This window comes from Segatella copri (assembly GCF_019249655.2).
In the GTDB taxonomy this organism is placed as follows: Bacteria; Bacteroidota; Bacteroidia; order Bacteroidales; family Bacteroidaceae; genus Prevotella.
Window position 1 is genome coordinate 2,117,225 of sequence record NZ_CP137557.1, and the last position, 19,463, is coordinate 2,136,687.

Annotated in this window: 14 protein-coding genes; all 14 read left to right on the forward strand. The window is 51.3% G+C overall.

Annotated elements, in window-relative coordinates; genetic code table 11:
* The first annotated feature begins 91 nt into the window (after positions 1 to 91).
* The 14 genes from KUA49_RS08335 (at position 92) to KUA49_RS08400 (ending at position 19,267) form a co-directional block, all read left to right on the forward strand.
* Entirely contained in the window at positions 92 to 778 is a 687-nt protein-coding gene (locus KUA49_RS08335; protein ID WP_218412258.1) for an HAD family hydrolase, read from the forward strand.
* A 6-nt stretch (positions 779 to 784) separates the two neighbouring features.
* Entirely contained in the window at positions 785 to 1,603 is an 819-nt protein-coding gene (gene panB, locus KUA49_RS08340) for a 3-methyl-2-oxobutanoate hydroxymethyltransferase (RefSeq protein ID WP_203049354.1), read from the forward strand.
* A 13-nt stretch (positions 1,604 to 1,616) separates the two neighbouring features.
* Entirely contained in the window at positions 1,617 to 2,837 is a 1,221-nt protein-coding gene (locus tag KUA49_RS08345) for an MFS transporter (protein ID WP_218412257.1), read from the forward strand.
* A 544-nt stretch (positions 2,838 to 3,381) separates the two neighbouring features.
* Entirely contained in the window at positions 3,382 to 4,377 is a 996-nt protein-coding gene (locus tag KUA49_RS08350; protein WP_218412256.1) for an AAA family ATPase, read from the forward strand.
* Between the two features lie 41 nt (positions 4,378 to 4,418).
* Positions 4,419 to 5,288: a DUF58 domain-containing protein gene (locus tag KUA49_RS08355; RefSeq protein ID WP_203049352.1), complete on the forward strand. Its 870-nt coding sequence runs from the start codon at positions 4,419 to 4,421 to the stop codon at positions 5,286 to 5,288.
* Between the two features lie 76 nt (positions 5,289 to 5,364).
* Positions 5,365 to 6,441, forward strand: coding sequence for a hypothetical protein (locus KUA49_RS08360; protein ID WP_218412255.1), 1,077 nt, complete (start codon positions 5,365 to 5,367; stop codon positions 6,439 to 6,441).
* 280 nt (positions 6,442 to 6,721) lie between these two features.
* Positions 6,722 to 7,720, forward strand: coding sequence for a vWA domain-containing protein (locus tag KUA49_RS08365; protein ID WP_218412254.1), 999 nt, complete (start codon positions 6,722 to 6,724; stop codon positions 7,718 to 7,720).
* Positions 7,721 to 7,819: 99 nt separating this feature from the next.
* The gene (locus KUA49_RS08370; protein WP_203038399.1) at positions 7,820 to 8,860 is read left to right on the forward strand and encodes a VWA domain-containing protein; all 1,041 of its coding nucleotides are present in this window, start codon (positions 7,820 to 7,822) and stop codon (positions 8,858 to 8,860) included.
* A gap of 27 nt (positions 8,861 to 8,887) precedes the next feature.
* Positions 8,888 to 9,661: a tetratricopeptide repeat protein gene (locus KUA49_RS08375; protein WP_218412253.1), complete on the forward strand. Its 774-nt coding sequence runs from the start codon at positions 8,888 to 8,890 to the stop codon at positions 9,659 to 9,661.
* 108 nt (positions 9,662 to 9,769) lie between these two features.
* Positions 9,770 to 12,367 (forward strand): BatD family protein, encoded by a 2,598-nt coding sequence (locus KUA49_RS08380; protein ID WP_218412252.1) that lies wholly within the window; start codon positions 9,770 to 9,772, stop codon positions 12,365 to 12,367.
* Between the two features lie 21 nt (positions 12,368 to 12,388).
* On the forward strand, positions 12,389 to 13,093 hold the full coding sequence (locus KUA49_RS08385) for a phosphatase PAP2 family protein (RefSeq protein ID WP_203038402.1): 705 nt from the start codon (positions 12,389 to 12,391) through the stop codon (positions 13,091 to 13,093).
* A gap of 21 nt (positions 13,094 to 13,114) precedes the next feature.
* The gene (locus KUA49_RS08390) at positions 13,115 to 14,389 is read left to right on the forward strand and encodes an S-adenosylmethionine:tRNA ribosyltransferase-isomerase (RefSeq protein ID WP_218412251.1); all 1,275 of its coding nucleotides are present in this window, start codon (positions 13,115 to 13,117) and stop codon (positions 14,387 to 14,389) included.
* Between the two features lie 446 nt (positions 14,390 to 14,835).
* Entirely contained in the window at positions 14,836 to 16,860 is a 2,025-nt protein-coding gene (locus KUA49_RS08395; protein ID WP_218412250.1) for an ABC-F family ATP-binding cassette domain-containing protein, read from the forward strand.
* Positions 16,861 to 17,233: 373 nt separating this feature from the next.
* Complete coding sequence (locus KUA49_RS08400) at positions 17,234 to 19,267, forward strand: M13 family metallopeptidase (protein ID WP_218412249.1); 2,034 nt, start codon at positions 17,234 to 17,236, stop codon at positions 19,265 to 19,267.
* Positions 19,268 to 19,463: the final 196 nt, after the last annotated feature.

Consider the following 19,463-nt stretch of genomic DNA (forward strand, 5'->3'; position numbering starts at 1 on the left):
CACCCGAAAAAGATGTTGTAGAGCAGAAAAAGGCTCGAAAACGTGAACATAGATAATAATAAATATAAATAAAAAGATAAGAAATACTATAATGATAAAGGCAGCTTTATTCGATCTGGATGGCGTGGTCTTCGAGACGGAATCACAGTATTCCATCTTTTGGGGAATGATAGGAAGAGAGTATCATCCGGAAATTCCTGACTTCGAGTATAGAATCAAGGGGCAAACTCTGGTGCAAATCTACGATAAGTACTTCTCTGATGACTCAGTCTTCGCTCATATCGAAGGCTATACCGACCCGAAATCAGAACAGAACAAGATTACGGCTCGACTCAATGAGTTTGAGCAGAATATGAAGTATCCGTATATTCCGGGCGTAGAGAACTTCATCCAAGAGTTGAAGCAGAATGGCGTAAAGTGCGCTGTAGTAACGAGTAGCAATATTCAGAAGATGCTCAATGTGTATAAGCAGCACCCTGAGTTCAAGGGCTACTTCGACCGTGTGCTGACCAGCGAGGACTTCGCCAAGAGCAAGCCGGATCCAGACTGCTATCTCAAGGGTGCCGCCTGCTTCGGCGCGCAGCCATCGGAGTGCGTGGGCCTGGAAGACAGCTTCAATGGCTTGAAGGCGGTGCGTGCATCGGGAGCTTTCACCCTCGGTCTCTCTACCACCAATTCTGCGGAATCCATCGCCCCTTACAGCGACTACGTGATTCCGGACTACGAAGGCTTCACCTTTGCCGACTTAGTGAAAATCGTTGATAATTACAAAAAATAAATAATCATGGGATATTTATCTACAGATAAGAAGAAGATTACAACCAAGACGTTTGCCGAGATGAAGGCGGCAGGCGAGAAGGTGACGATGCTTACAGCTTATGACTTTACTACTGCAGGCATTCTGGATGCAGCAGGCATCGATAGTATCTTGATTGGCGATTCAGCCAGCAACGTGATGGCAGGTAATGCTGATACCTTGCCTATCACCGTAGACCAGATGATTTACCATGCCCGCAGCGTGGCACGTGCCTGCAAGCATGCCTTTGTGGTATGCGATATGCCGTTTGGCAGTTATCAGATCAGCAAGGAGGAAGCATTGCGCAACGCTTGCCGCATGATGAAGGAGACGGGCGTGGATGCCCTGAAGCTCGAAGGTGGAGTGGAGATTGCTGATACCGTCAAGGCGATGGTAGATGCCGGTATTCCGGTGCATGGTCATCTGGGGTTGACCCCACAGAGCGTCAACAAGTTTGGCGGCTACGGCATCCGTGCCAAGGAAGAGGCTGAGGCCCAGAAGCTCATCAGCGATGCCATCGCCCTGGATAAGGCAGGTGTTTTTGCCATCGTTTTGGAAAAGGTTCCTGCTAAATTAGCGGCTGAAGTAACACGTCAGGTAAAAGCCGTAACTATCGGTATTGGAGCGGGTAACGGCTGTGATGGTCAAGTGCTGGTTTATGCTGATGCGCTGGGAATGACCCAGGGCTTCAAGCCTAAGTTCCTGCGCCACTTCGCCCAGGTAGGCGAGGAGATGCAGAAAGGCGTGAAGGCTTACATCGATGCTGTTAAGAGCACAGAATATCCAAGTGTAGAGGAGAGTTATTAGTTTTAAATTGGTTATGGATACACAAAATACACCCATACACGTGAATTTGTGGCATCGTGACTTCTGGCGACTCTGCTTTGCCAACCTGCTGCTGATGACGAGTGTCTATATGCTCATCCTTGGCATACCTTATTTTATGACGAAGGAAGGCTATCGCCCTTGGCAGGTTGGTGTTGTGGTGGGAGCCTACGGCTTGGGCATCTTCCTGCTCGGCGGTTTCTGTTCCTATCTGGTGCAGCGCTACCGCCGCAACAGGGTATGCCAGTTTTCCATCTGCTGCGTAGCCGTCTGCCACGTTGTCCTCTACTATCTGGATACCTTCTGGAACATCAAGTTCGGGTTCGAGGTGCTAGTGGCGATGCGGGTGGTGCTGGGTGCCTTCCTGGGCTTGGCTCAGATGACGCTTGCCAGTACGCTGGTGATAGATACCTGCGAATCGTTTCAGCGCACGGAGGCGAACTACATCACCTCCTGGTTTGCCCGTTTCTCCATTGCTACGGGTCCCGTGCTGGAGTGGCTCATTTGCACTTTTTTTAATATGCGCCTCACCTTCCCGGTGGCTTTTCTGTTGGCGCTGGGTGCTCTGGTGCTGGTGTCCCGGGTAAAGTTTCCTTTCAAGGCTCCTGCTGATCACATGCCGCTTTTCAGTTCCGACCGCTTCTTCCTGCCTCAGGGAATCCCGCTGTTTGTCAACATCGTACTGATTATGGCAAGTGCAGGAATGTATTTCGCCATTCCGCATAATCTGACGGTTTATCTGATGTTGCTGGCAGGCTTGGTGGTGGCTGTGATTGCAGAGAAATACGTCTTTGCCGATGCCGACCTGAAGAGCCAGGTTGTCGTGGGACTGATATTGATAGGTGCGGCAGAGTTCGTGTCGCTGAACGACCAAGACTTTGCTGTAGAAGTACTTGTGCCCGTGTTGCTGGGCTTGGGAATGGGTGTCATCGGCAGCCGTTTCCTGCTTTTCTACATCAAGCTGGCCAAGCATTGCCAGCGCGGAACGAGCACCAGTTCCTTCTTTCTGGCATGGGAGTTGGGTATAACTCTGGGCATAGCCCTGGGCTTTGTGCTTCAGGATAGTGCTTGTCAGCATCTTCCCGGCGAGCATAGCGTCATCTTCAATTCCACCATCCACGAACTGCTTTATCCAGGCATGATACTCACAGGATTGTCGCTAATCTTGTATAATTTCTTAGTACATCCCTGGTATATGAAACATCGCAACCGCTAGTATTTGATTTATCTTCAACCATTCCCATATATGATATTTTGTTTAAGATTCATTTCATATATGGGAATGTTTTCGACCTGTACGGTTGAAATTACCCAATACGCCCTGAAAGGGCAGAAGCCCCTAGCCCAGGGCATCGCCCTGGGTAATTACGGACACAAACTTGTCGCCCTGTAAGGGCAAAAGCTTTAAAATACTGGGCTATATACAAAGCTTTTGCCCTTACAGGGCGTCTTACAGATTGCTATTATACCCAGGGCGATGCCCTGGGCTAGGAGCTTTTGGGCTTTCAGCCCGTTTTAACCGTACAGTTAGAATGGTTTGTTTAAAATACGGAAAGGTTTCTTTAAAAAATGAGAGTGGTTTCATTAAAAGTTTCTAAAAATAGCTTTTGTGAAACATTTTTAATATTATTTAGTTTGCTTTTTTCGCTTTTGTGCTCATAATTCAGTACTTTTGCGTTTGATTTAAGGTTGAGGGTGTAAAAAGACACCCTAATTTCCTGCAAAAGTTGAATTAAACGTAAAATAATATTATAAGAATTATGGCAGAAGCTATTGATATCCGTGAATTGAATATCCGGATTGAACAACAGAGTCAGTTCGTTACCAACCTGGTAATGGGCATGAACAAGGTCATCGTAGGTCAGAAGCACCTCGTTGACTGTCTCCTCATCGGTCTTCTCTCTGATGGTCACATCTTGCTCGAAGGTGTGCCGGGCTTGGCGAAGACACTCGCAATCAAGACATTGTCACAGCTGGTCAGTGCAGACTATAGCCGCATACAGTTTACACCCGATTTGTTGCCTGCCGACGTGGTGGGAACGCAGATCTATTCGCAGAAAGACGAAGCCTTCCATGTAAAGCGTGGTCCGGTGTTCGCCAATTTCGTTTTGGCAGATGAAATCAACCGTGCGCCTGCCAAGGTGCAGAGTGCCTTGCTCGAGGCGATGCAGGAACATCAGGTTACCATCGGCGAGCAGACATTCAAATTGCCTAATCCATTCCTGGTGATGGCTACCCAGAACCCGGTGGAGCAGGAGGGAACCTATCAGTTGCCAGAGGCGCAGGTAGACCGTTTCCTTCTCAAGGTCATCATCGACTATCCTACCATCGAGGAAGAGAAGCTCATCATCCGTGAGAATATCCAGGGCGGTCTGCCAACCGTTACTCCTGTAACCACAGCAGAGGAAATCCTGAAGGCACGCAGCATCGTGAACGAGGTTTATATCGACGAGAAGATAGAGCAGTATATTGCCGACATCGTCTTCGCCACCCGTTATCCTGAGCGTTACGGCTTGGGCGACTTGAAGGATATGATTACCTTCGGCGGCAGTCCTCGTGCCAGCATCTCGCTTGCCAAGGCAGCCCGTGCCTACGCCTTCATCAAGCATCGCGGTTATGTGATTCCAGAAGATGTGCGTGCCGTGGCTCACGATGTGCTCCGCCACCGCATCGGTCTCTCTTACGAGGCAGAGGCGAGCGAAATCACCAGCGAGGAAATCGTTAGCCGCATCATCAACAAGGTGGAAGTGCCTTGATTGGGTAATAATTTATAGTTAATAGTTAATAGATTAGGATTTTGGATACACAAGATATCTTAAAGAAGGTTCGGAAGATTGAGATCAAGACTCGCGGATTGAGCCAGAATATCTTCGCAGGCCAGTATCACTCAGCCTTCAAGGGCAGGGGAATGGCCTTTGCCGAGGTGCGCGAATACCAGTATGGCGACGACGTGAGAGACATCGACTGGAACGTGACAGCCCGTTTCCATCGCCCTTTCGTCAAGGTGTTCGAAGAGGAACGAGAGCTCACCGTCATGTTGCTCGTGGATGTGAGTGGCTCGCTCGACTTCGGTACGATGCGCCAGATGAAGCGCGACTTGGCAACCGAGATAGCTGCCACCTTGGCCTTCAGTGCCATTCAGAACAACGACAAGATAGGTGTCATCTTCTTTTCCGACAGAATTGAGAAGTATATCCCGCCCAAGAAGGGAAGAAAGCATATCCTCTATATCATCCGGGAGATGCTCGACTTCCATCCTCAGAGCCAGCGCACCGACATAGGCTGCGCCTTGGAATACTTCACCCGCGTGATGAAGCGCCACTGCACCGCCTTCCTCATCAGCGACTTCTACGACCAGAAGGATTACCAGCATGCCCTGCAGATTGCCAACCAGAAGCATGATGTGGTGGGCATCCAGGTATACGACCCTCGTGGAAAGCAGTTGCCCGATGTGGGATTGATCAAGGTGATGGATGCTGAGACGGGACACGAGATGTATATCGATACCAGTTCGAAGAAGCTGAGAATAGCGCATGCCCAGAACTGGCTGCGACGCCAGGACCAGCTGCGCCAGCTCTTTGCCAAGAGTAAGGTAGACTGGACTTCGATAGCGACCAACGAGGATTTCTCCAAGTCGCTCCTGACACTGTTCAAACAAAGAGGATAAATTGAGTGAAGAGTGAAGAATGAAGAATTCTACGGCTTTACTAATCATAAAGCTCAAAGTTCAAAGTAAAGCAACAATGTTGAAAATAAGAAATATTATATTGACGATGGTGCTGATGGGCTGCTCGGGACTGGCTTTCGGTCAGACCGTGGAGCAGCGCATCGACTCCTTGCAGATGCTCATCGGACAGCAGACCATCCTGCACCTCAAGGCTACTGCCCGAAAAGGTGCCAAGGTGGTGATGCCATCCTTCAAGCCGCAAGACCAGATTATTCCTGGCATCGAGGTGGTGGAGCAGAAGGGGGATACATCGCAGGTGGGCGACGACCAGATGGTGGTGAGCCGCGACTATACCATCACCTCCTTTGATGAGAAGGTGTATGCCATCCCGGCACTCAATGTGAAGATAGACGGCAAAAGCTTCCACGGCAATCCCCTGGCGCTGAAGGTGCTCACGGTGCCCGTGGATACGGTGCATCCCAACCAGTTCTATCCTCCCAAGACGGTGCAGGATAACCCATTCCTTTGGAGTGAGTGGAGCTTCGCCTTCTGGTTGAGTCTTCTGATGATAATCATCTGTGGCGCAATGCTCTATCTGCGCAACCGACTGAAGAAGAACAAGCCTATCATCACCCGCATCCGCATCATCAAGCGGGTTCCTGCCCACGAGAAGGCACTGAAGGAAATCAACGACATCAAGCAGCATCACACCACATCCAACCAGGAAACCCAGAAGGAGTACTACACCCATCTTACCAATACGCTGCGCGCATATATCGTGAGCCGATTCGGATTCAATGCGATGGAGATGACCAGTTCTGAGATTATCGACAACCTGCGTGCTTCGGGCGACCAGAAGATGATAGACGAGTTGAGAATGCTCTTCTCCACCGCCGACCTCGTGAAGTTTGCCAAGTATGAGATTCCGATGAACGAGAACGATGCCAACCTGGTGAACGCCATCAACTTCATCGACCAGACGAAGACCGATGAGCAGCCTAAGGAAGAGAAGATAGTTCCTACGCTCAGCAGCGAAGACCAGAAGAGTCAGCAGCAGCGTCGCCTCATCAAGACCCTGCTCTGGGTGGGAGGCTTCAGCGTAGTCGGCATCCTGGGCTATATCATCTACCAGGTAGTCATGCTCGTGATGTAATTTTGTTCAAGTTTCGTAAGTATGCTCCACACGCCCTGAAAGGGCAGAAGCTCCTAGCCCAGGGCAAGCGCCCTGGGTATACAAGCAATCAGCAAGGCGCCCTGTAAGGGCAAAAGCTTTGTATATTGCCTGGTACTTGAAGGCTTTTGCCCTTACAGGGCGACAGGCTTGCATCCATCATTACCCAGGGCGTTGCCTTGGGCTAGGGGCTTCTGCCCTTTCAGGGCGTGTTGGTGAGATACTTGCGAAAGTTCAGTAACTTTATTAAATAAAAAGAAAAATGGAATTTGCAAGTAAAGCATATTTTCTGCTGCTCCTGCTGCTGATACCTTATATATTATGGTATTTCCTGAGCAGGAAGAAGAGCGAGCCAACGATGCGCATGAGCGATACAAGAATGTATCAGTTTGCGCCCAAGAGCCTGCGCGTGCGACTCATCCATCTGCCGATGGTGCTGAGATGCATCGCCTTCGTGCTCATCGTTTGCGCCATGGCCCGTCCGCAGACGCATTATTCTTGGGACAACAAGACGGTGGAGGGCATCGATATCATGCTTGCCATGGACGTTTCTACCTCCATGCTTGCCGAGGATCTGAAGCCTAACCGCATGGAGGCGGCGAAGGATGTGGCCAACGAGTTTATCTCGGGCCGTCCTACCGACAACATCGGATTGACCATCTTTGCGGGCGAGGCGTTCACCCAGTGCCCGATGACCACCGACCACGCCAGTCTCCTGCGCCTGTTGCAGGATACAAGAACCGATATTGCCGCCCGCGGACTCATCGACGACGGTACCGCAGTGGGCATGGGTCTGGCGAATGCCGTGAGCCGACTGAAGGACTCCAAGTCGAAGAGCAAGGTGGTAATCCTGCTCACGGATGGAAGTAACAACATGGGCGACATTTCGCCGATGACTGCAGCCGAAATAGCCAAGAGCTATGGCATCCGAGTCTACACCATCGGCGTGGGCACCAACAAGGTGGCACCTTATCCGATGCCGGTGGCAGGAGGCGTGCAGTATGTCAACATCCCTGTGGAGATTGATACGCAGACGCTTAGCGACATAGCGCAGACCACCGACGGAAACTTCTACCGTGCTACCAACAATGCCGAACTGAAGAAGATTTATCGGGATATTGATAAACTGGAGAAATCGAAGTTCAATGTGAAGCATTTCGCCAAGCGCTATGAGGCGTATCAGCCTTTCGCCCTTGCCGCTCTGCTGATATTGCTGGTAGAGATTCTGCTCCGCATCACCTGGCTCCGCCGCATCCCTTAAAAGGAGAAGATTTCTCAACGAAGAGAAAGACTTCCTGGTATCGATAAGATTTACAGGGTGTTGACTTGATGGAATTAAAGAAATAATATAAATATAACCATGTTAAGATTTGAAGATCCCGCATTTCTCTGGCTGTTGTGGGTGATACCGGCACTGGTGCTGGTTCGCCTGATAGGTTGGAGAAGGAGAAGGGCAAAGCTCAGAAAGTTGGGTGACCCCGAGTTGCTCAAGCAGCTGATGCCCCACATATCTAAATACCGCCCCACGGTGAAGTTCGTGCTGATGCTCGCAGCCTTGGCATTGCTCATCGTGATGGTGGCACGCCCGCAGATGGGCAGCAAGATTTCTAACGAGAAGCGAAATGGCATCGAAACCATGATCTGTCTCGATATCTCCAATTCCATGCTTGCCGAAGATGTGGCTCCGTCACGTCTCGACAAGAGCAAGATGCTGATAGAGAATCTGGTTGATAACTTCACCAACGACAAGATTGGTCTCATCGTCTTCGCAGGCGATGCCTTCGTGCAGTTGCCTATCACCAGCGACTACGTTTCTGCCAAGATGTTCCTGCAGAACATTTCCCCTGGTCTCATCCAGACTCAGGGCACCAACATCGGACAGGCCATAAGCCTCGCCACCAAGAGCTTCACCCAGCAAGACAACGTGGGCAGGGCCATCATCGTGATTACCGATGGCGAAAACCACGAAGAGGGTGCACAGGAGGCTGCGCAGATGGCCAACAAGAAGGGCATCAACGTGTTTATCCTGGGTATAGGTAATGCCAAGGGAGCACCCATCCCGATGGGCGACGGCTCTTATCTGAAAGATAACGCCGGCAACACGGTGATGACTGCCCTGAACGAGCAGATGTGCCGCCAGCTGGCACAGGCTGGCAAGGGTCAGTATATCCACGTGGATAATACCAGCGATGCAGAGAAGGCGCTGAACAACGAGCTCACCAAGTTGCAGAAGGGCGAAATGACCAGTGTAATCTACAGCGCCTACGATGAGCAGTTCCAGGCTGTAGGCATCCTGGTTATCCTCCTCCTCATCATCGAGGTATGCATGATGGAAGTAAGGAATCCGTTGCTCAGGAACGTTAAGTTCTTCAAGAAAACGCCATTCAAGAAAATGCCCTGAAAGGGCAAAAGCATAAAATGTTTTAAAATGAACACGATACATTATATCATAGTAACTGTGGCTTTCCTGTTGGCCGGTGCGACAAATGCTGCCGCACAGACCGACCGCAACTTGATTCGTCAGGGAAACAGGGCGTTCAAGACCCAGAAATGGGCAGCTGCCGAGACCCAATATCGCAAGGCTATCTCCAAGAACCAGAAGAATCCGCAGGCGATATACAACCTGGGGTGTGCCTTGCTGATGCAGCAGAAAGACTCGCTGGCGATGGTGCAGTTTGGCAATGCCGCGCAGCTGGAGAACAACCTCTTCCGCCGCTCCAAGAGCTATCACAACATGGGAGTGGTGATGCAGAACCACCGCGAGTACGCACAGGCCATCGAATACTACAAGATGGCGCTGAGATGCAATCCGCAGGACAATGAAACCCGTTATAATCTTGCCCTCTGCAAGAAACTGCTCAAGAACAACCCGCAGAATCAGAACAACAAGGACAAGAAGAACAAGGACAAGAACAATAAAGACAAGAACAAGAACGATAAGAACAAGGATAAAGACAAGAACAAGGATAAGAACAAAGACGATCAGAACAAGAACGATCAGAACAAGAATAATAAGGATAAGAATAAAGACAAGAATAAAAACAAGAATTCGAATCCGAACCAGCAGAATCAGGACAAGATGAGCCGCGACAACGCCGAACAGCTCCTCAATGCCGCGATTCAGCAGGAACAGGCCACCAAGCGAAAGCTCCAGAAGGCGATGAGCCAGCCTCGCAGAAAGGCCTACGACAAGAATTGGTAAAAAGCGTAACCGCTTCCCTTCACAAAACAGGGATTCTTGCCTATATATATAATAAGGTGTACTTACGTTTTAAAAATTGGAACAAATATAAGATAAAAGAAAGTTGATATGAAAAAAATAGGTTGGTATATCATATTGCTCCTGATGATGTTGGGCTACCATGTGCATGTAGATGCCCAGCATATCTCAGTGTCGGCTCCGTCGCACGTCGCGGCTGGAGAGAACTTCCGTGTTGCCTATACCATCAACACCAGTGATGTGGAGGAATTCCGAATGGGTGGGGTGCAGGATGGACTGGAAGTGATTGCAGGACCGTATACTTCCTCGCAGTCCAGTTACCAGATGATCAACGGGCATACCTCGTCCTCATCATCCGTAACCATCACTTACACCCTCTATGCCGCCAAGAACGGCAGCTTCACCATCGGGGCTTCGCACGCCCTGGTGGGAGGAAAACGACTGTCTTCACGCCCCGTGAAGATTCAGGTGTCGGGACATGCACAGCGCACCAACGGCGCTCCCAACATGCACGGACAGGACAGCTACGACCAACCTCGTATGCGCTCTGCCGGATCTGCCATCTCGGGCAGCGACCTCTTCATCAAGGTCTCTGCCAGCAAGAAGAGAGTTCACGAGCAGGAACCTATCCTCCTTACCTATAAGGTATATACACAGGTGGACCTCACGCAGCTGGAAGGCAAGATGCCAGACCTGAAGGGATTCCACACCCAGGAAGTGCCGCTGCCACAGCAGAAAACCTTCCACACGGAAACCGTGAATGGCCGACCATACAAGTGCGTCACCTGGAGCCAGTACGTGATGTACCCTCAGATGACGGGTAGGCTGGAGATTCCATCCATCACCTTCAAGGGCATCGTGGTTCAGCAGAACCGCAACGTAGACCCGATGGAGGCGTTCTTCAACGGCGGTTCTGGCTACGTAGAAGTAAAGAAGGATATCAAGGCACCGGGCATCACCCTGCAGGTGGATCCGCTGCCACAGCGCCCAGCCAACTTCTCTGGCGGCGTGGGCAAGTTCAATATCTCTGCTTCGCTCGATAAAAAGGAAGTGAAGGCAGGCGAACCTATCACCCTGAGAGTAGTGGTGGGCGGCATCGGCAACCTGAAACTGCTGAAGCAGCCGGTGGTCAACTTCCCTAAGGATTTCGACAAGTATGATGCCAAGGTAACCGACAAGACCCGCCTCACCGCCAACGGCGTAGAGGGCAACATGGTCTACGATTTCCTTGCCGTGCCTCGCAACCAGGGCAGCTATACCATCCCATCGGTGGAGCTCACTTATTATGATACGAGCAAGAATGCCTACAAGACTATCAAGACCCAGCCGTTCAAGGTAGAGGTGGAGAAGGGCGATGGCACATCGGCAGAGTCTGAGGATTTCGCCAGCCAGGATAAGGATATCCACACCATCAAGTTGGGCAAGGTGGTGCAGCACAAGGCCGACGAGATGTTCTTCGGCAGCTTCGGCTACTGGATCAGTCTCCTCATGCCGCTCATCGCCTTCGTGGTATTGCTCATCGTGTTCCGCCGCCGTGCCATCGAGAATGCCGACATCGTGAAGAAGCGTTCCAACAGGGCGGGCAAGATAGCCACCAAGCGTCTGCGCCTTGCCAACAAGCTGATGCTCCAGGGTAAGCAGGGCGAGTTCTACGATGAGGTGATGCGAGCACTCTGGGGCTACATGAGCTACAAGCTCAATATGCCAGCCGAGAAGCTCAACCGCGACAACATCCGTGAAACCCTGGGTCGCCACTTCGTGGATGATGCAACAATAGAGAAGTTTACCACGGCTCTGGATGAGTGCGAGTTCGAGCGTTATGCGCCAGGCGATGCCGCCGGCAACATGAACCGCACATTCGAGTCGGCTATGACAGCGATTATGGATATAGAAAATGCAATCAATGAGGCTCGCAAGAACCAGAAGAAGCATCCGGCAGGCTACTCCTTCGTATGGCTGCTTCTGGTAATGATCTGCTTCGGCGGCACCTCTGCCAAGGCGGTGACCAAGAACAATGCCGATACGGAGTACCAGAAGGGCAACTATCAGCAGGCCATCCGCGACTACGAGGAGATTCTGAAGAATGGCGAATCTGCCGAGATTTATTTCAATCTCGGCAACGCCTACTATCGCACGGACAATATCACCAAGGCGGTGCTCAACTACGAGCGTGCCCACCTCCTTTCGCCGGGCGATGACGATATCAACTTCAACCTGCAGTTTGCCCGCAGCAAGACCATCGACAAGATTACCCCGCAGAGCGAGATGTTTTTCATCACCTGGTATAAGTCGCTGGTGAATTTCACGAGCGTTGACAACTGGGCGAAGACCGGCATCCTCTGCATTGTGATGGCGCTGCTGCTGGTATTGCTCTATCTCTTCGGTCCGCAGCTCATGCTCCGCAAGATAGGTTTCTTCGGCGGACTTGCCTTCTTCGTGATATTCCTGTTGAGCAATCTCTTCGCCTTCCAGCAGAAGCAGGCGCTCGACAACAGAACCGGTGCCATCATCATTTCTCCATCGGTGAACATCAAGAAGACGCCTGCCAAGAACAGCACCGACCAGTTTGTGCTCCACGAGGGAACCCGTGTTGATATCATTGACAAGGGCATGACCGACTGGCGCTGCATCCGCGTAGGAGATGGCCGCGAAGGCTGGATAGAGACCAAGGCAATAGAGGAGATTTAATGAAGTTCAAAGTAGATAGTAATGGATTTTAGTACGATACAAAACATAGATTTTCAGGTGCTGCAGTGGTTCAACGGCAGCAACAATGTGATTCTCGACCAGTTGGCGGTGGTGCTGACATCGGGCGTTACATGGATACCACTCTATGTGGTATTGTTTATCGTCGTGATGCGCAACAACGAAACCATGTCGCAGATAGCACTCGTGGTGGGATCCGCCTTCCTCTGCATCCTCTTTGCTGACGGATTCGCCGACGGCATCATCAAGCCACTGGCTGAAAGATGGCGACCATCCAACGACCCGCTGGTGAAATACTCCGTGCAGGTGGTAGACAACCTGCGCATGAAGGACTACAGTTTCTGTTCAGCCCATGCCGCCAACACCATGTCGTTAGCCGTGTTCTTTTCGCTCCTCATCAGGAGCAGGATGATAACCATCACCATGGTCATCTGGTCACTGGTCAACTGCTGGACGCGCCTCTATCTGGGCGTCCACTATCCGCTCGATGTGCTGACGGGCATTCTCCTCGGCTGCGTGGTAGGTTTTCTGGTCTATCTCTTCTACCATCGCATGTATCGCCGCATCTCTCCGGAAATCAAGTATATCTCCAACCAGTATACCAGCACGGGCTACGACCACGACGACATCGACATGATCATGACCGTAGTGATGGTGGTATTGGTCTATGTAGTCATCCGTGCCCTCTGCATGATGACGGCAGTTTAATAAAATTTATAAAGTAGAATAATGGAAACAAAACATATTAAGATTAGCGATTATAATTACGAGTTACCCGATGAACGCATTGCCAAATTCCCTATCGCCCAGCGCGACCACAGCAAACTGCTGGTCTACAAGCACGGCGAGGTGAGCGACGATGTGTTCTATCATCTTCCTGAATATCTGCCTAAGGGCGCCATGATGGTGTTCAACAACACCAAGGTAATCCAGGCACGCATGCACTTCCGCAAGGAGACGGGCGCACTCATCGAGGTGTTCCTCATGGAGCCTGCCGCACCAACCGACTATGAGTTGATGTTCCAGACTTCGGGTCACTGCTCTTGGCTCTGCATGATTGGAAACCTGAAGAAGTGGAAGGAGGGCAGCCTGAAGCGTGACTTCGAAATCAAGGGTCATCAGCTTACCCTTTCTGCCACCATGCGCCGTGGCGATGCCCTCAGCGCAGAAGCATCAGAAATGGTAGCCAAGGGCGGCGGCACCAACTATTGGGTGGATTTCGACTGGGACAACGAGCACGTTTCCTTTGCCGAAATCCTCGAGGCAGTGGGCGAGTTGCCTATCCCTCCATATCTGAACCGCAAGACCGAGGAGAGCGACAAGACTACCTATCAGACTGTTTATTCAAAGATAAAGGGTAGTGTGGCAGCCCCAACAGCCGGTCTGCATTTCACCGATGCCGTGCTCAAGGATCTGGATGCCCATGGCATCGACCGTGAGGAAGTAACCCTGCACGTGGGTGCCGGCACCTTCAAGCCTGTGAAGAGTCTAGAGATTGAGGGCCATCAGATGCACACCGAGTATATCGTGGTTCACCGCCGCAGCTTGGAAAAGCTGATCAAGCACGATTGCCAGGTCATCGCCGTGGGTACCACCAGCGTGCGCACCATCGAGAGCCTTTACTACATGGGCGTGCATCTTATCAGGCACCCTGAGGCAAGCGAGGAAGATTTGCATGTTAAGCAGTGGGACCCATACGAGCAGTCGGCAGATGGCAACCTGGTGGATGGCATCACCCCGATGCAGGCCATCCAGGCGATTATCGATTACCTCGACCGCAACGGATTGGAAGCCCTTCACTCCAGCACGCAGATCATCATTGCTCCGGGCTACACCTATAAGATAGTGAAGATGCTGGTAACCAATTTCCATCAGCCACAGAGCACCCTGCTGCTTCTGGTGAGTGCCTTCCTGCATGGCGACTGGAAGAAGGTATATGATTACGCCCTCTCTCACGATTTCCGCTTCCTGAGCTACGGCGATTCATCCCTGCTCATTCCGTAAGGAGATACTCTTTCATAGGAAGAAACTCTTTCATAGGAAGAAACTCTTTCGTAGGAAGAAACTCTTTCGTAGGAAGAAAGAAATAAGTAGTTAGGCAAACTATAAACTACTGAAGTTTCGCAAGTAGCATTCTACCGTCCCCGAAGGGGGCGAATGTGAATAACCGCGGGTGGAATGACCGAAGGGAATGGAACCTGCGGATAGTGACAGATACTCTCTTACCGTCCCCGAAGGGGGCGAACAGGAGCAAGACTGGATGAGGTTCGCCCCCTTTGGGGACGCTTTCTCCCTACTATTAGTTTGTCCGCAGGTTCCATGACCTTCGGTCATTCCACCAGCGGTTATTGAAAGTTGGCCCCCTTCGGGGACCGGAGGTTACTTGTGAAACTTCAATAAACTATAAATTGTAAACTATAAATTGTAAACTATAAACTATATAAAATAGTATGATTTCAGTAGAAGGACTGAAAGTAGAGTTTGGCGTAAAGCCACTCTTCCATGATGTAAGCTTCGTCATTAACGACCGCGACCGCATTGCCCTGGTGGGTAAGAACGGCGCCGGCAAATCTACGATGCTCAAGATACTCTGCGGATTGCAGAAACCTACGGATGGCGTGGTGGCTATCCCTAACGAAACCACCATCGGCTACCTGCCACAGGTGATGAAACTGCAGGATGATACCACCGTGAAGGAGGAAACCCGAAAGGCTTTCGCCCACAATACCGAGATGAAGGCCCGACTCGACAAGATGCAGCAGGAGATGGCCGACCGCACTGATTACGAGAGCGAAAGCTATGCCCAGCTGGTGGAGAAGTTCACTCAGGAGCACGAGCGCTACATGATGATGGGCGGCGAAAACTACGAGGCTGAGATAGAGCGAACCCTGAGCGGACTCGGTTTCACCCGCGAGGATTTCGAGCGACCTACACGTGAGTTCTCCGGAGGATGGCGCATGCGTATCGAGCTGGCGAAAATCCTGCTTCAGAAGCCGGATGTGCTCTTGCTCGATGAGCCTACCAACCACCTCGACATCGAGAGTATCCAGTGGCTGGAGCAATTTCTGGCGCAGAGTGCCAAGGCTGTGGTGCTGGTGAGTCACGACCGTGCCTTTATTAATAATGTAACCAACCGCACGCTGGAGATTACCTGCGGCAGGGTAGAGGATTACAGGGTGAAATATGATGAGTACATTGTGCTCCGTGCCGAGCGCCGTGAGCAGCAGTTGCGTGCCTACGAGAACCAGCAGAAGGAAATAGCTGATATCAAGGACTTTATAGAGCGATTCCGCTATAAGCCAACCAAGGCTGTGCAGGTGCAGAGCCGCATCAAGCAGTTGGAGAAAATCGTTCCTATCGAGGTGGATGAGGTGGATAACAAGCAGATGCATCTCAAGTTCCCTCCTTGCCTCAGAAGCGGCGACTATCCGGTTATCTGCGATGAGGTGCGGAAGGATTACGGCTCGCATACCGTGTTCGACCACGTGAACCTTACCATCAAGCGTGGCGAGAAGGTGGCGTTCGTGGGCAAGAACGGCGAGGGTAAATCTACCCTGGTGAAATGTATCATGGGCGAGATTCCGTTTACGGGCAATCTGAAGATAGGACATAATGTTCAGATAGGCTACTTTGCACAGAACCAGGCACAGCTGCTGGATGAGAACCTTACCATCTTCCAGACCATCGACAATGTGGCTACGGGCGAGATGCGTCTCAAGGTAAACGACCTGCTGGGTGCCTTCATGTTTGGCGGCGAGACATCAGAAAAGTATGTCAAGGTGCTGAGCGGTGGTGAGCGCAGCCGATTGGCGATGATCAAGCTGCTGCTTGAGCCGGTGAATCTGCTCATTCTCGATGAGCCTACCAACCACCTGGATATGCAGTCGAAGGATGTGCTGAAGGAAGCTATCAAGGCATTCGACGGCACCGCCATCATCGTGAGCCACGACCGTGAGTTCCTCGATGGCTTGGTAGATAAGGTATATGAGTTTGGTGGCGGCAAGGTTCGTGAGCACCTGGGCGGCATCTATGATTACCTGCGTGCCCACAATGCCGAGAGCATCAACCAGGCACTCGCCAATCAGGGTGGCAAGGGCATGGCATCAGCCGGATCTCCATCGGGTTCATCCGCTTCGGCAGGTTCATCAGGTTCATCCTCATCGGGTTCATCCTCTTCATCCGCCTCATCATCCTCTTCCTCTTCCGAGTCATCTTCCGGCAAAATCAGTTATGCCGAGCACAAGGAGCAGCAGAAGAAGATTCGCAAGGCAGAAAAAGCAGTGAAGGAATGCGAGGCGAAGATTGAGAAGCTGGAAGCCCGAAAAGCCGAAATCGATGCCCTGCTGATGAAGCCGGAGAACGCCACCAACATGGAGCTGGTTACGGAATACACCAATCTGATGAAGACCCTCGATGAGGAAAACGACCGCTGGATGATTCTCTCAGAAGAACTGGAGGAAGTGAAGAATTCATAAATTTCCAGGAGTCAGAAGAATCAACCAGAGGGGAATCCATGGTGTTGAATTATAATTTACTGAAGTTTCGCAAGTAGCATTCTACCGTCCCCGAAGGGGGCGAATGTGAATAACCGCGGGTGGAATGACCGAAGGGAATGGAACCTGCGGATATTGACAGATACTCTCTTGTCGTCCCCGAAGGGGGCGAACAGGAGCAAGACTGGATGCGGTTCGCCCCCTTTGGGGACGCTTTCTCCCTACTATTGGTTGTCCGCAGGTTCCATGACCTTCGGTCATTCCACCAGCGGTTATTGAAAGTTGGCCCCCTTCGGGGACCGGAGGTTACTTGCGAAACTTGAATTCATAATTAAATCAATAAAATAACGAGAAAATGAAAATGAAGTACATTCTTCCGATGATGATGCTCGCTGCCATGCCTTTGGCTGCTGACGCTCAGAACAAATCGGGACTTGTCATGAGCAATCTTGACAAGACAGCCAAGCCGGCTGATGATTTCTACCAGTTTGCCACAGGCGGATGGCAGAAGAGCCACCCACTGCCTGCTGCCTACAGCCGATATGGCAGTTTCGACAAGCTCACAGAAGACAACAACAAACGTATCAACTCAATCCTTGCAGAACTCGAGAAGAAGACCTACAAGGAAGGAACCATCGAGAGAAAACTCTCTGATTTCTACAAGATGGCCCTCGATGCCGACCGCCGCAACAAGGAAGGCATCGCCCCAGTGAAGCCTCTGCTCGCAGAACTCGCTGCAGCACAGACTAAGGCTGATTTGCAGAAACTGCAAATCAAGTATGCTGCCCTGGGTCTCGGCGTGGATTACGGTTCTTACTTCGCAGCCGACGAGAAGAACGTAACCATGAACATCTTCAATGTGCTCCAGGGCGGCTTGACCCTCGGTGCCAAGGATTATTATCTCAACAACGATGCTGCCACAGTAGCTATCCGTGAGGCATACAAGAAGTACATCGCCCAGATGTTCCAGCTCTACGGATTCTCTGCTGCCGATGCTCAGAAGAAGGCTGAGAAGGTATTCCTCCACGAAACCAATCTCGCCCTCATCTCAAAGAGCCGCACCGAACTGCGCGACCCTCAGGCAAACTATAACAAGATGACCCTGAAGGAGTTCAAGGAGAACTATCCTAACATTCCGCTGGAGGCACTTGCCAACGCTGAGGGCATCAAGAGCGAGTATATCCAGCAGATGGTGGTAGGTCAGCCTGCTTTCCTCGCCGGATACGATAAGATTTCTGCTGCCGAAAACGCCGAGACCTTGAAGGCGTTGATGGAGTGGGGCGTTATCTGCAATTCATGCTCATACCTGAGCGACGATATCCGCATGGCAAACTTCGATTTCTTCGGCAAGACCATGAGCGGCCGTCAGGAGGATCACCCATTGTGGAAGCGTGCCACAGCGCAGGTAGAGGCTCAGATGGGCGAGGCACTCGGAAGAATCTACTGCAAGAAATTCTTCCCTGAGAGTTCTAAGAAGATGATGGAGACGCTGGTGAAGAACCTGCAGATTAGTCTCGGTCAGCGCATCGACGCTCAGAAATGGATGAGCGCTGAAACCAAGGCTGCAGCCCACGACAAGCTCAGCAAGTTCTACGTGAAGATTGGTTATCCAAAGCAGTGGACCGACTACAGCAAGCTGACCATCGACCCATCCAAGAGTTTCTACGAGAACGTATTGGTGTGCCGTAAGTTCCGTGCCGACAAGATGATAGCCGAGAAGGCAGGTAAGCCAGTGGATAAGGAAGAGTGGTTCATGACTCCTCAGACCGTGAACGCATATTACAACCCAACCACCAACGAAATCTGCTTCCCAGCCGGTATTCTTCAGTATCCATTCTTTGATGCCAAGGCCGACGAGGCATTCAACTATGGTGCCATCGGTGTGGTAATCGGTCATGAGATGACCCACGGCTTCGACGATCAGGGTCGCCAGTATGATGCCAGCGGTAACCTGAAGGATTGGTGGACGCCAGCTGATGCCGAGGGTTTCAACAAGCGTGCGGATATGTATGCTGATTTCTTCAGCAACATCAAGGTATTGCCTGATTTGAATGCCAACGGGCGTTTCACTCTGGGTGAGAACCTTGCCGACCACGGCGGTTTGATGGTATCCTTCAATGCCTTCAAGAATGCGACAGCCAAGAAGCCATTGAAGAACAAGGACGGTTTCACAGCCGACCAGCGTTTCTTCCTCGCCTATGCCGGTGTTTGGGGTCAGAACATCACCGAAAAGGAGATTCGCAACCGTGTGAAGAACGATCCTCATGCCCTTGGTAAGTGGCGTGTTAACGGAGCTCTCCCTCACATCGATGCCTGGTATGAGGCATTCGGCGTAAAGCAGGGCGACAAGATGTTCATTCCAAAGAACAATCGTTTGGAGCTTTGGTAATTCCGTCCCCGAAGGGGGCGAACTTCCAATAACCGCTGGTGGAATGACCGAAGGGAATGAAACCTGCGGATAGCAAACTCATCCACTCAATCGTCCCCGAAGGGGGCGAACAGGAGTAAGATAGGTATTGTTCGCCCCCCCAGCCCGTCCGAGAACGGCCGTTTTGGGGTGTATCATAGAGGGCAGAACCGCTATC